This is a genomic window from Myxococcus xanthus, from assembly GCF_006402735.1.
GTDB classification, from domain to species: domain Bacteria; phylum Myxococcota; class Myxococcia; order Myxococcales; family Myxococcaceae; genus Myxococcus; species Myxococcus xanthus_A.
On sequence record NZ_CP017174.1, the window covers coordinates 200,217 to 212,893 of the forward strand.

Here is a 12,677-nt window from a genome sequence, read left to right on the forward strand (position 1 = left end):
TTGGGGCTCGGCTCACTCCCCCTGCATCAGCCCGGTGACGCGCCCGTCGTCGTGGACGGTGACGCGGCGGGCGGCGGGCTCGCGTGGCAGGCCGGGCATGGTGAGGATTTCTCCAGTGAGCGCCACCATGAAGCCCGCGCCCGCGGACAGCCGCACCTCGCGCACGGTGAGCGTGAAGCCGCGCGGCCGTCCCAGCTTCGTGGGGTCATCCGACAGCGACAGGTGCGTCTTCGCCATGCACACCGGCAGCCCGGCGCCACCCAGCTCGCGGACGGCGTCCAGGTCCTTCTTCGCGCTCGCGGTGAAGGCCACGTCGTCCGCGCCATAGACGGTGCGGGCAATGGCGGCCACCTTCTCCTCGGGCGTCTGCGCCACGTCGTAGAGGAAGCGCGGCTGGGGCGGCGCGGCGTCCGTGCCGTCCAGCATCTCCAGCACGCGGTCGGCCAGCTCCAGCGAGCCGTCACCACCTCGCGAGAAGCCGTCACACACGGCCGTCTCCACGCCGCGGGCCCTGCCGAAGGCGCGCAGCTCTTCCAGTTCGGACTCGGTGTCCTGCGGGAAGCGGTTGACGCACAGTACTGCCGGCAGGCCGAAGGCGGCCACCGACTCCAGGTGCTTCTCCAGGTGGGCGAAGCCGCGAACCAGGGCCTCGCGGTCCGGCTCGGCCACGCGCGCGGGGGCGGCGCCACCGTGGTGCTTCAGCGCGCGCAGCGTCACCACCAGCACCACGCCCCGGGGCCACAGCCCGCTGCCGCGGCACTTGATGTCCAGGAACTTCTCCGCGCCCAGGTCGAAGCCGAAGCCCGCCTCCGTCACGACTTCATCCGCGTACGCCAGCCCCATGCGCGTGCCCAGCACGGAGCTGCACCCGTGCGCGATGTTGGCGAAGGGCCCCGCGTGCACCAGCGCCGGGCCGCCCTCGCGCGTCTGGGCGAGGTTGGGCATCAGGGCGTCCTTGAGCAGCGCCACCATGGCCGCCGCCGCGTCCACGTCGCGCGCGCGCACCGGCTGGCCGTCCCGGGTGTGGCCGATGATGACGCGTCCCAGCCGCGTCTCCAGGTCCTTCAGCCCCTCCGCGAGCGCGAGGATGGCCATGACCTCACTGGCGGCGGTGATGTCGAAGTGGTCCTCGCGCGGCACACCCTGCGCCTTGCCGCCCAGGCCGACGATGACGTTGCGCAGGAATCGGTCATTCATGTCCAGCGCGCGCCGCCAGCGCACGCGCGTGGCATCCAAGGCCACCGGCTGGCCGTAGAAGACGGCGTTGTCCACCAGCGCGGACAGCAGGTTGTTGGCGCTGGTGATGGCGTGCAAGTCGCCAGTGAAGTGCAGGTTGATGTCGGCAGCGGGCTCCAGGCTGGCCTGCCCGCCGCCGGTGCCGCCGCCCTTCACGCCGAAGACGGGCCCCAGGGACGGCTCGCGCAGGGCCGCCACCGCGCGGCGCCCCCGCTTGCGCAAGCCCATGGCCAGCGCCACGGACATGGTGGTCTTGCCTTCCCCCGGCGGCGTGGGGTTGATGGCGGACACGAGCACCAGGCGTCCCTGCCGGCCGCCCCGCTTGCCGAGCGCGTCCAGCGACACCTTGGCGCGGTGGGTTCCCCACGGCAGCACGTCTTCGGGAGACAGGCCCAGTTCGGCGCCCACGTCGGTCATGGCTCTCAGCGTCATGCCGGGAATCTCCGCGCGGACCTGGCGGCGGTCAACGGCGGAGACGCGTGCCTGCTAGAATTCAGGGCCGCGAAGACTTTCGCTCGCGTGTCTGGATTCCTGCTGGTGTCGGAGCTCCCCACGGCGAAGTGTCCCAGCCCGCGTCCGAATGGATGTCGGGCCCGCTGGTCGCGGGTCCCATCACCGGCGACTGCTCGTCGCGCGCGTCAATCCAGGCGGAAGCCTTCGGGGGCGCGAGGGTCCTTCCGCTCATACATGTTGAGGTACATCATCACCGGCTCCTCCAGCCCGTCGTAGGTGACGACGTACACGTCGAGCAGGCCGCTGCCGAAGGGCGCGCCCTCCGACTCGAAGGCGCAGCAGCTCCCGTGCCGCTCGTAGCGGACCTTTTGCCCCTGCGGTCCCCGCAGGTGCTGGAGGTATTCGTGTTCGCCGCCGACACCTCCACCCACGTGGATGGGGTCGTCCTTGCTGTAGCCATAGCCGGAGGGCGCGCTGGACGTGGCTTCGGGGGCCGCCGCTTCCGTCGCGGGCTCGGCCGGCCGGGTGGCGCTGGCGGTGGAAGCACAGCCCGTGGTCAGCACGGGCACCAGGAACAGCATCGCGAGGCGGGAGGTCGTCATACGGCGGGAGCCTACCGCTTTCGCATGGCAAGCGGCCTTGGGGTCGGAGCCCCTTTGGCGGTGGCAGCCGAGCAGGGCGGCCCCTTTCATGCCCTTGGCGGGCGCCGCATCTTTCCGCCGGAAATGTCCCGCCAACGAGGCCGAGGAGCGCCCATGTCGAAGGCCCACATCCATGAGCAAGGAGGGAGCGGATGGGGCGCGCCGGGGCTTGCCGAGGCCCGTCACCCGAGCGGGCCCGCCTTCGCTCCGGTGCTGCTGAGATTGGGGCACGCGCTCCAGGCGGCGCTCATCGTCGACGCGCACGGACGCGTGGTCTGGATGGACGAGGCGCTGACACATGCCACCGGACCGCATGGCGAGCCCATCGAAGGGCTCCACGTGGATGCGGTGCTCGCTCGGCTGCCCTGGCTCGCGCAGGCGATGCGGCCCGCGCTCCATGGCAAGGCCGGTATCCACGAGGAGCCGGGCCTGAAGGCCTTCGTCCTGCCCGTGTTCGACGAGCAGGGCACATTGTTGGGGGCCTGCGCGCGCCTCCAGGTTCCGGAGTCCTCGCCGGGGCAGGCCGCCGAAGGCGGTGTGACGCGGCACGCGCCGGAGAGCCTGGCGCACATGAACTCGGTGCTGCGCGCCACGTTCGACTCGATTGCGGAAGGCGTCATCGTGGTGGACCTGAACAAGCGCGTCACGGCCTTCAACAAGCGCTTCCTCGACATCTGGGGGCTGACCGAGGAGATGATGGTGGACCGCGACGCGGAGCGGGTGCTGGAGCGCGCGGCGGGCGGCGTGAAGGATTCGGAGTCGTTCACCTCGCGAATCCGGGAGCGCTTCGAGGCCTCCGAGCAGGTGGACGTGGAGACGGTGGAGTTGCTGGACGGGCGCATCCTGGAGCGCAAGTCGCTGCCGCAGCGGATGGGGGACACCATCATCGGCCGCGTGTGGAGCTACCGGGAGGTGACGGCGGAGCGGCAGGCCGAGGCCGAGCGCGAGCGGTTGCTGCGCGAAGCCCAGGAGGCCATCCGCGTGCGGGACGACTTCCTGTCCATCGCCGCGCACGAGCTGAAGACGCCGCTCACGCCGCTGAAGCTGCACCTCCAGATGTTGCGGCAACACGGCACCGAGGGGGACGGGGCCTCCGCCCGGCACGTGGACAAGTCGTTGATGCAGGTGAGCCGCCTGACGGGATTGGTGAATGACCTGCTGGACACCTCGCGCATCCAGGAGGGGCGGCTGACGCTGAAGCATGGGCCCGTCGTGTTGCAGGAGTTGGCCCACGACGTCGTCTCCGAGATGCGCCTGTCCAGCGCGCACCACCGGGTCGAGTATGAAGCGCCGGACGCGCCCCTCGTCGTCCTGGGCGATGCGGACCGGCTCGCGCAGGTCCTGGTCAACCTGATGGAGAACGCCTTCAAGTACAGCCCCAGCGGGGGAACGGTTCGCGTCCGGGTGGCCCGGGAGGACCGCCACGCCCACGTCTCCGTCCAGGACGAAGGCATGGGCATTCCGCGGGACCAGCAGGGGTACCTCTTCGAGCGCTTCTTCCGCGCTCGCAATGCCCCCATCTCGGGCTTCGGTGGCCTGGGGCTGGGGCTCTACATCTGCGGAGACATCGTCGAGCGGCATGGCGGCCGTCTGTGGGTGGAGAGCGAGCTGGGACGCGGCTCCACCTTCCACTTCACCGTGCCGCTGGCATCCTCGTGACGGTGCCTCACCGGGGCAGGGCCTGCGCGGTCTGACGCTGGCGGGCCACCCTCAGACGCCACACCGTTACGGGAATGCCCACGGCAAGAGGCGCCACGCTCCAGAGCCACAGCCCCTCCGTCCACACGCGCTCACGCAGGGGCGCGGGAGCCTGGGCGCTCAGGATGAAGGCGGCGGTGGTCAGCACGAACACGGCGAAGCCCTTGCGCAGCAACGCGGGGGGGACGCGCCCCGCGAGCCTTCCTCCCACGAGGCTTCCCGTCATCGCGGCCAGGAGGACTTCGCCGGTGAGCATCCAGGGCAGGTCCAGGTGGCCCAGGTGGCCCACCAGGCCGGCGGCGCACTGGAGCGCGATGACCACCAGGGACGTGGCGGTGGCGACGGGCATGGACAGTCCCGCCAGTGACAGCGCGGGCACGATGAGGAAGCCGCCCCCGGCGCCCACCAGTCCCGACAGCACGCCCACCGCGATGCCTTGTGCGAGCACGCGCGGAGCGGGGAGCGGGGAGACGCTGGTGGCGACGGGCCCGGCTTCCCGGCGGCGAAGCATGGCCACTGCGGCGGCCACCATGACGCCCGCGAACAGGAGCAGCAGCGTGTCGGGCGCGATGTGGGGATTGAGCCGGCCGCCAAGGAAGGCCCCGCCCATGCCACCTGTGCCGAACACGAGCGCGGTGCGCCAGCGGACGCGGCCCGCGCGCGCGTGAAGGAAGGCGCCACTGGCGCTGGTGACGCCCACCACCACCAGGGACATGGCGATGGCCGTCCGAGGCTCGACGTCGAGCACGTAGATGAGCAGCGGCACGGTGAGGATGGAGCCGCCACCTCCGAGCAGGCCCAGCAGGATGCCCACGAGCAGCGAGCCCGCGATGCCCGCGTACAGCATCACCGCTCGCCTTCCGCGCGCGCGGCGGCGAGCAGGTCCCGGTATGTGCGCAGCAGGTGCTCGAAGGCGGCGGCGTCCCGGACATCCGTCGGCCGCGCGGCCTGGAGCGCGTCGAGCACGGCGGTGAGTGCTTCCCGAGACGGGGTCGTCATGGGGGGCACGGTGGGAGCTTCATGGGGCGGCGGCGTCAGGGCGCGGTGGAGGCCGTCGAGCAGTCCGTCGCGGACGGTGCCCAGGGTGGGCAGGGTGTGGGGGACGGGGCGCACCACGGGCAGCCGCGCGGTGTTCCACGCGAGCATCCCGCCTCGCAGGTTCATCACTCGAGTGAAGCCCAGGGTGACCAGGCTCGTGGCCGCCCTCGCCGAGCGCGCCCCGGAGCGGCAGATCAGCACCACGTCCGTGTTACGCGGCCAGGTGTCGACGACGTCCGGCACCGTGGCCAAGGGGGCGTGCCGGATGCCCGCGACGTGGCCCAGGATACCGTCGAGCTCGGCGGCCTCACGCACGTCGACCAACGTGAGCTCGGAGGGCAGGCACGCCGCGAGCTGTCCCACGTCCACGTCGCGGTAGCCCGCGGGATGGGGTGTGGCGTTGTCGAAGAGAGGATGCATGGGGGCTCCGCGTGACTTCAGGCCTGGAGGGAAGGTGAGGGCGGCGTGTGTCCGCAGGCCCGGTTGGCGGGGACGGCCACGTCCAGCTTCCGGGGAGGTGGGAGCTGGAGCGCGTTCATCAAGACGATGAAGTCCGCGCGCGTGCGCCCGGCCAGCCGGGGGTTGTGCTGCTTCTCCTCGCCCACCGTGGACACGGCGTGCCCGGCGTAGTCGTGGCCGGGGTACACCACCGTGTCGTCGGGCAGGGTGAAGAGGACGCGGGTGATGGCGTCGTAGAGTTGGCCCGGGTCGCCGTTCTGGAAGTCCGTCCTTCCGGTGCCTCGGATGAGCAGCGCGTCTCCGGTGAAGAGGCGGCGCTCACAGAGGAAGCTCAGGCTGTCGTCGGTGTGACCGGGCGTTTCGAGGACACGGACTTCGAGGCCGCCCACGCGCACGATGTCTCCGTGGTGCACCGTCTGGTCCACGCAGGGCGCGCCGCGGCTGGAGGCCACCACGGTGGCGCCTGTCCGCTCGCGGAGCACCCCCGCGCCGGTGACGTGGTCGGCGTGGACGTGCGTCTCCAGCACGACGGACAACGTGAGGCCCAGCTCCCGGAGGAGCTTCAGGTCGCGCTCCGTCTGTTCCAGCACCGGGTCGATGAGCGCGGCGGCGCCCGTGGCCTCGTCGGCCAGGAGGTACGTATACGTCGAGGTGTCCGCGTCGAAGAGCTGGCGGAAGAGCATCGTTCGCCTCCGTCGGAGTGGGGGTGCGAGGCCGTCATTGCCAGTGACGTGCCAGCAGGCGGGGCGATGGAGGTGGCGGGACTCGTGTCGAGGGGACACGGATTGCCGGCACTGCGGAAACGGACCCTGCGGGCAAGACGGCATGCTTCAAGTGCGCTCTCGTGAAACGCACCTGAAACAGGAGTGAAACGTCGTTTGAGGGCAATGTTCGTGGTGTTTCGTGGCCGACGCCCGCCCGTCGCTCAGCGTTCCACCGACGCACCCAGGTCGCGCAGGCGCCGCCACAGCGTCACGCGGCTGACGCCGAGCAGGCGCGCGGCCTCGGAGCGGTTGCCGCCCGCCTGGGCGAGCGCGGCGCGGATCCGTTCCGGCTCCAGCGAAGCATCCAGGGGAGGCTGCGTCACGGGAACGGCCTGCCGCGGCTCGGAGAACTCCGGTGGCAGGTCCGCCTCTCGGACCACCGGGCCTTCGCCAATGACATAGGCGTACTCCATCACGTTGCGCAGCTCGCGCACGTTGCCGGGCCAGGGGTGCTCCTCCAGCAATCGGCGGGCGCCAGGAGAGAAGCGCTCCACGCGGCGGGTGCCTCGCTGGTGCAGCTCCTCCAGGAACCGCAGGGCCAGCGGGAGGATGTCGCCTCGTCGCTCCCGCAGCGTGGGCAGGAAGAGCGGCACCACGCGCAGGCGGTACATCAAGTCCGCGCGGAAGCGTCCCGCCTCCACTTCGCGCCGCAGCGGCCGGTGCGTGGCGGCGATGATGCGCACGTCCACGGGCACGGGCTGGCGGCCTCCCACGGGGATGACGGTGCGCGTCTCCAGCACACGCAGCATCTTCGCCTGGAGGTCCAGGGGCATCTCCGCCACCTCATCCAGGAACAGCGAGCCCTTGTCCGCGAGCCGGAAATGTCCTGGACTGTCGCGCACCGCGCCCGTGAAGGCGCCGCGCACATGGCCGAACAGCTCGCTCTCCAGCAGGTTGGGCGGCAGCGCCGCGCAGTTGATGGCGCGAAACGGCCCGCGCGCCCGTGCCGACAGCGCATGCAGCGCGTGAGCGATGTGCTCCTTGCCGGTTCCCGACTCCCCGCGAACGAGCACGCTGGACTCGGTGCGGGCCACCTTCTCGACGATGCGGAAGACGCGCTGCAACTCGGGCGCCTGGGTCCACAGGCCGTGGAACAGCTCCGCGCGACCGTTCGTCTCTTCCTCCGCGTCAGGCGAGAGGAGCAGGGCCCACCCGGATGCCCGAGGCCCACGCGCCAGGGGGACGGCGCGCACCCGCACGGGCTTCGAGCGCCCACCCACGCGCAGGCGGACGGAAGCCTCACGCCCGTTCTTCAGGACGGCGTCCAGCGGCTCCGTGCCGTCAGCGCGTACCAGGACCTGCGCCAGCGGTGTCCCGGCGCGCAGCGTGCCGCCCAGCAGGGTTTCGAGCGCGGGGGTGAGCGCGGTCACCTTCCTCGCGTCGTCCACGAGCAGCACGGGGCCCGCGAGGGCATCCAGGGCGGGAAGCGCGAGGTGGGAGGTGGGCATCGTCGGTGCATAGCCCGGCTCCCGGCGTCTTACGCAAGGCCCCGCATCATGAATGCCCAGTAGAGGCGTGGCAGGCCGTACTTCTTCAGCAGCCACATGTCGCGCCGCTCCTGCATGGTGTCGATGAAGGGGATGGTGGGCGCGGGCTTGCCGTCGTAGTCGAACTCGGCGAGCAGCAGGCGCCCGTAGCCGGTGGTGAGAGGGCAGGACGCGTAGCCGTCATACCGCGCGGGCAAGGGCAGGTCCTTCATGCAGGCCAGGAGGTTCTCCACCAGCACCGGCGCCTGCTTGCGGATGGCGGCGCCCGTTCGGCTGGTGGGCAGGTCCGACGCATCGCCGAGCGCGAAGACGTTCGGATGGTCCGGGTGCTGGAGCGTGTACTTGTCCGCCTTCACCCAGCCGGCATTCGGACCCTCCTGCCAGGACAGCGGGCTGCGCTTGATGAAGTCCGGCGCGCTCTGCGGCGGGGTGACGTGCATCATGTCGTAGGTCAGGGTGATGCGCTCCGTCTGCCCGTCGCGCGGGGCCTCGAAGGTGGCCTCGCGCCGCTCGCCGTCCACGGCGATGAGGTTGTGCTGGAAGCGGGGCGTGATGCCGTAGCGGTGCACCACGCCCTCCAGCACGGAGGCGAAGGGCTTCACGCCGAAGATGGTCTTGGCGCCGGAGCCGAAGACGACGCTGGTGCGCTCCAGCACGCCGGTGCGGCGGAAGTGGTCCGCGGCCAGGTACATGATTTTCTGCGGGGCCCCGGCGCACTTCACGGGCGTGGAGGGCTGGGTGAAGAGCGCGGTGCCACCCTGGAAGTTCTGGAGCAGGCGCCACGTCTTGGGCGCGAGCTGGACGTCGTAGTTGCTGCTGACGTGCGGCGTCTTCAGCGCCTCGCGAAGGCCCGCGACCTTGTCCCAGTCGAGCTGGATGCCAGGGGCGACGACGAGGAAGTCGTAGCCCAGGCGGAGGCCACCGCGGGTGTGGACCTCCCTCGCCTCCGGGTCTATCTCCGTGGCGGCGTCGCGCACCCACTTCACGCCGCGCGGGATGAGGCGGGACTCGTTGCGCACGGTGTCCTCGATGCGCGCCTCCCCGGCGCCCACCAGCGTCCACAGGGGTTGGTAGTAGTGGTGCTGGGAAGGCTCGAGGACGGCGACGCCCTTCTGTCCGGCGCGCGCCAGCCGGGCGGCCACCGCGATTCCGGCCGTGCCTCCTCCGATGATGAGGACGCGATGGTGTTCGCGCACCGGCACCACCACGGGGCTGGACGGCGTCACCGAATCCTCGCGGCCGAAGTCCTCGCTCGTCTGCATGTCGCGCGCTCCCTGTGACACGTGAAACGGGCAGGAAGCCCTAGCAGGGCGCATGCCACACTCGTCCCCGAGGGCAGGCCTCGGGTGACGGGGTGAACAGGGTGTTTCCCGACCGTTTCAGCGTGTTTCAGGGGCCGCGGGCCGCGGCACCTACTTCCCGAAGAGGCCGCGCAGGCGCTTCTTCGCTTCTTCCTCGGCGCGCTTCTTGGCCTCGGCCTCCAGGCGCGCCTTCTCCTCGGCGGCCTTGGCCTCCAACTCCCTGCGCTTGGCCTCGGCCTCGGCGCGAAGCTTGTCTTCGCCGCCTTCGATGAGGCCCTGCACCTGCTGGCCGCGCTCGCCGCCAATCAGGTTGCCCGCCAGCGACGAGGCCGCCAGCTTCGCGATTTGCGTCACCGCTGGCTTCACGTCCAGGCTGGTGATCTCCGGCTTCCACGCGGGGCCCGTCAGCTTCAGGCCCACGGGGATGGCGGCCGGCGGCGTCACCTTGCCCAGCGTCAGCGTCTTCACCGTGGACGGCGACAGCGACACGGAGCCCGTCAGGTCCAGCGCGCCGTCCAGCCGGATGCCGCCGTCGAAGCTCAGCTCCGCCTCCGGCCGCGACCACGTCAGCGGCTTGGAGAGTTGGGCCACGCCGTTCTTGATTTGCACGCTGAAGGGCAGGTCACCGCCCAGCTTCGTCACCTGCTCGTTCTTCAGGCCCTTGGCCGCGATGGGCAGCGCCTTGGCGAGCGGCTCGGACACCGCGGACACCAGGTCCTTGCCCAGCAGCTCGCCATCCAGCAGGTCGCCGTTGATGCCACCGAGCAGCGTCTGCTTGAGCTGGTCGGGCGTGTAGCCCACGCCCTTCACGTCCACGTTGCCGTTGAACTTTCCCGTCACGGCCTTCTGCGGCGTGAATTGCGTCAGCGCCTGCTCCACCGCGACGCCCTCCACCTTCACCTTCGCCTCGAAGGGGCGCTGCTCCGGCAGCGGGCCCAGGCGCACCGTGGTGCCGTCCGCGACGATGCGTCCGCCGTAGACGCCCGTGGAGAACTTCTCCACCGCGATGAGGTCGTCGGTCATCTTCACCACGCCCGTCACGTGGGTCATGTTCATCTCCATGTAGCGCAGCGTGCCCACCGCGAAGCGGATGTCGCCCCGGTAGCCGTTGAAGCGCGTCGGGTCATCCGACGGCGGCTCCTCCGGCGGCGGACCGCCGCGTGCCTGGACTTCCTCCTCGCTCATCATCAGCGCGTCCGCGTCCAGCTTCTGGCTCTTGAGGTCCGCGGAGAACGTCGTGGTCTGCTTCTTCCCCGCGCCCGCGAGCGCGAAGGACGCGCTGCCCGTCATCGTGTCCGCGAGCACGTTCGCGGTGAGCTTGGGGATGTCCACCTTCATGCCGGAGCCCTTGCCGGGCGCGTAGGTGCCCGCGGCGCTCAGGTCCATCCGCTGTCCCGGGGCCTTGTCCACCAGCAGGCCAGGCCGCAGGTCGATGCCGCCCAGGTCCGCCTTCGCGTCGAAGCGCAGGGCGCCGCCGGTGGCCGCCGCGCCGGAGACTCGCGCGGAGAGCTTCATCGCCCCGCCTGCGTCCTTGGTGAGCTGGGCCGGCACGCGCAGCCGCACGGGCGTCAGGTCCACGTTGACGTCAATCGCCTGGGCGTCCTGCGTGCCGCTGCCGCGCACGTCCAGGCCGATGGGGCCGGCAATCATCCCGTTGAGCTGCTTGCGCAGCGGCGGGTAGTACTCGGCGAGCGCGGCCGGGTCCAGGTTGCGGCCCGTCAGCTCGAAGCCCTCCACCGCGGGCTTGTCGGTGAGCAGGCCCTTCACGCTGCCCTTGCCGGTGAGGCTCGCGGGTCCCAGGTCCACCTTCAGCTTGTTGAGGGCCAGGTCACCGGTGGTGATGTCGCCCGCGACGTCGGTGTCCATGACGACGTCCAGCGCCTTGCCACCCTCGGAGCCGGTGAAGCTCAGGCCCAGGGCCTTGATGATGCCCACCAGCTTCGTGGGGCCCTGGCCGCCGGGAACGGCGCCGCCCAGGTCCGCCTGCCAGTCCGCGTCCAGCGTGCCCGCCTGCAGGCCGATGTCCGGCGGCAGGAAGGGGCCCAGCGGGGCGAGGTCGATTTTCTGCGCCTTCAGCGTCACGCGCTCGGGCGTGGGGACCAGCGTGGCCGGCAGCGGCGCGGCGTGCAGGGACACCTGGAGGTTCTGGGTGTCCGCGAGCACGGCGGCGGCCAGGTTCACCACCAGCGGCTTGCCCACGCGGAGGTCCTTCACCTCGATGTCCAGGTCCTTCACGCCCAGCTCGCGGGCCTGCGCTCCGGCGCCGCGGTCCACGAAGCGGATGGCGCCGTCGGTGAGGGCCGCGCGCTCCACGTGGACGCCGGAGAGGTCCATGGGCTGCGACTCTTCAGCCGGAGCCTCCTCTTCCTTGGGCTGCTGTTCTTCCAGCCGCTGGAGCAGGCGCTGCACGTTGGTGGTGCCGTCGGCGAAGCGGACCAGGTTGACGGTGAGGCCAGAGACCTCGGCGTTCTTCACCTGGATGTCCTTGCCGCTGGAGGACAGGAGCGGGCCCGCGGCGACGCGGACGTCAATCAAGGCCAGCTGGGCCAGCGGCAGGTCTTCCCCTTCGGCGGGGCCGACGGTGACGTTCTCCACCTGGGCGCCAATGGTGGGGAAGAGCTTGGTGGAGATGTCCCCGATTTCGATGGGACGTCCCAGGAGCTGGGAATAGGTGGCCGCCTGGTCGCGGGCCGTCTTCAGCAGGATGGCGTCCAGTCGCCAGAGCGCCACGGCCACGACGATGACGAGGAGCGCGAAGACTCCTCCAAGGACATAGGGCCAACGGCGCTTCTTCTTCACCACGGTGTCGGACATCGCTTGAAACCTCCTCCAGCGAGCGGGCCGCAGGCGCCGGCCTGTGCGGTACCCGACGGGCAGGCAGACGCTTAGCCCAGCCCTGGCTCGTCCGCACGCGTCAGACGCACTGGCCCGCAGCGGGACAGCAGCATGACAGTTCTGCCCAAGACGACGCTGGAGGCGGGGAGAAATGCACGGAGGCGTACAATTCCAAGGACGGACGGCCGCTCTGGGAGCACGAAAAAGGGGACACCAGCCGGCTCCTGGTGCCCCCTGCCACTCGACAGTTCTCCGATGTGGGCACCCGGCGCCAGGAAGGGAAGGGGGCCAATGCCGTCCCGGCTGGCCCCTGGGGCTGGCTGCGCCGAGGGCGGGCAGGCGCTTAGTGCTGCACGGCGAGGATGCGCCAACCGCGGGTGTCGACGGCGTAGAGCGCGCCCATGTCGTTGGGAACCGCCTGGGCGCCACAGGCTTGGGGCGACAGGACGATGCTGACCAGGACGACGCCCTCCTGGTAGGGGGCCGCGTAGACGTCGTACGACTCACGCCGGTACAGGCACTCCCTGCCGGGGTGGGACGGGGTCGGCACTTTCTTGTCCCAGGGATAGAAGTCCTCCATGGCGAGCTGGATGGCTCGTGCCATGTCACCTGGAATGCTGCGCAGCCCTTCTTCGGGAATGCCCGTAGGGGGAAACGCGAAACGAGCGGCTTCTTCCGGTGGCGCGTGGACAGGACGTGGCGGGCGCTGGAAGAGCGCGCACGCGGGAAGTGCCAGGATGAGGAACGGCAGCCACCGGGTCATGA

The 12,677-nt window shown here is 70.7% G+C and carries 10 protein-coding genes; 1 reads left to right on the plus strand and 9 read right to left on the minus strand.

Annotated features, from left to right (window positions below; translation table 11 throughout):
* Positions 1-12 precede the first annotated feature (12 nt).
* Entirely contained in the window at positions 13-1,668 is a 1,656-nt protein-coding gene (locus tag BHS09_RS00810; RefSeq protein ID WP_140786638.1) for a formate--tetrahydrofolate ligase, read from the minus strand.
* Positions 1,669-1,874: 206 nt separating this feature from the next.
* Positions 1,875-2,291 carry a hypothetical protein gene (locus BHS09_RS39100; RefSeq protein WP_237080112.1) on the minus strand — a complete coding sequence of 139 codons (417 nt, stop codon included), beginning with the start codon at positions 2,289-2,291 and terminating at the stop codon, positions 1,875-1,877.
* A gap of 153 nt (positions 2,292-2,444) precedes the next feature.
* Between BHS09_RS39100 and BHS09_RS00820 the strand changes: the two genes are divergently transcribed.
* The gene (locus BHS09_RS00820) at positions 2,445-3,989 is read left to right on the plus strand and encodes a sensor histidine kinase (RefSeq protein WP_237080113.1); all 1,545 of its coding nucleotides are present in this window, start codon (positions 2,445-2,447) and stop codon (positions 3,987-3,989) included.
* A gap of 7 nt (positions 3,990-3,996) precedes the next feature.
* Here the strand turns inward: BHS09_RS00820 and BHS09_RS00825 are convergent, their stop codons facing one another.
* The 7 genes from BHS09_RS00825 to BHS09_RS00855 form a co-directional block, all read right to left on the minus strand.
* Entirely contained in the window at positions 3,997-4,875 is an 879-nt protein-coding gene (locus BHS09_RS00825) for a sulfite exporter TauE/SafE family protein (protein ID WP_237080481.1), read from the minus strand.
* On the minus strand, positions 4,875-5,486 hold the full coding sequence (locus tag BHS09_RS00830; RefSeq protein WP_140796916.1) for a rhodanese-like domain-containing protein: 612 nt from the start codon (positions 5,484-5,486) through the stop codon (positions 4,875-4,877). Before BHS09_RS00830 ends, BHS09_RS00825 begins: the two co-directional genes overlap by 1 nt.
* Positions 5,487-5,503: 17 nt before the next feature.
* The gene (locus BHS09_RS00835; RefSeq protein ID WP_140786643.1) at positions 5,504-6,208 is read right to left on the minus strand and encodes an MBL fold metallo-hydrolase; all 705 of its coding nucleotides are present in this window, start codon (positions 6,206-6,208) and stop codon (positions 5,504-5,506) included.
* 242 nt (positions 6,209-6,450) lie between these two features.
* Complete coding sequence (locus BHS09_RS00840; protein ID WP_140796917.1) at positions 6,451-7,737, minus strand: sigma-54 interaction domain-containing protein; 1,287 nt, start codon at positions 7,735-7,737, stop codon at positions 6,451-6,453.
* A gap of 29 nt (positions 7,738-7,766) precedes the next feature.
* Complete coding sequence (locus BHS09_RS00845) at positions 7,767-9,038, minus strand: NAD(P)/FAD-dependent oxidoreductase (protein ID WP_140796918.1); 1,272 nt, start codon at positions 9,036-9,038, stop codon at positions 7,767-7,769.
* Positions 9,039-9,188: 150 nt separating this feature from the next.
* A complete protein-coding gene (locus BHS09_RS00850) occupies positions 9,189-11,891 on the minus strand; it encodes a DUF748 domain-containing protein (RefSeq protein ID WP_140796919.1) in 2,703 nt (900 codons plus the stop codon).
* 364 nt (positions 11,892-12,255) lie between these two features.
* A complete protein-coding gene (locus BHS09_RS00855; protein WP_140796920.1) occupies positions 12,256-12,675 on the minus strand; it encodes a hypothetical protein in 420 nt (139 codons plus the stop codon).
* Positions 12,676-12,677 lie beyond the last annotated feature (2 nt).

Coding starts and splice junctions, on each gene's coding strand:
- BHS09_RS00830 (WP_140796916.1), bottom strand. CDS start 5,486: ATGCATCCTCTCTTCGACAACGCCACACCCCATCCCGCGGGCTACCGC.
- BHS09_RS00840 (WP_140796917.1), bottom strand. CDS start 7,737: ATGCCCACCTCCCACCTCGCGCTTCCCGCCCTGGATGCCCTCGCGGGC.
- BHS09_RS00855 (WP_140796920.1), bottom strand. CDS start 12,675: ATGACCCGGTGGCTGCCGTTCCTCATCCTGGCACTTCCCGCGTGCGCG.
- BHS09_RS00820 (WP_237080113.1), top strand. CDS start 2,445: ATGTCGAAGGCCCACATCCATGAGCAAGGAGGGAGCGGATGGGGCGCG.
- BHS09_RS00850 (WP_140796919.1), bottom strand. CDS start 11,891: ATGTCCGACACCGTGGTGAAGAAGAAGCGCCGTTGGCCCTATGTCCTT.
- BHS09_RS00825 (WP_237080481.1), bottom strand. CDS start 4,875: ATGCTGTACGCGGGCATCGCGGGCTCGCTGCTCGTGGGCATCCTGCTG.
- BHS09_RS39100 (WP_237080112.1), bottom strand. CDS start 2,291: ATGACGACCTCCCGCCTCGCGATGCTGTTCCTGGTGCCCGTGCTGACC.
- BHS09_RS00810 (WP_140786638.1), bottom strand. CDS start 1,668: ATGACGCTGAGAGCCATGACCGACGTGGGCGCCGAACTGGGCCTGTCT.
- BHS09_RS00845 (WP_140796918.1), bottom strand. CDS start 9,038: ATGCAGACGAGCGAGGACTTCGGCCGCGAGGATTCGGTGACGCCGTCC.
- BHS09_RS00835 (WP_140786643.1), bottom strand. CDS start 6,208: ATGCTCTTCCGCCAGCTCTTCGACGCGGACACCTCGACGTATACGTAC.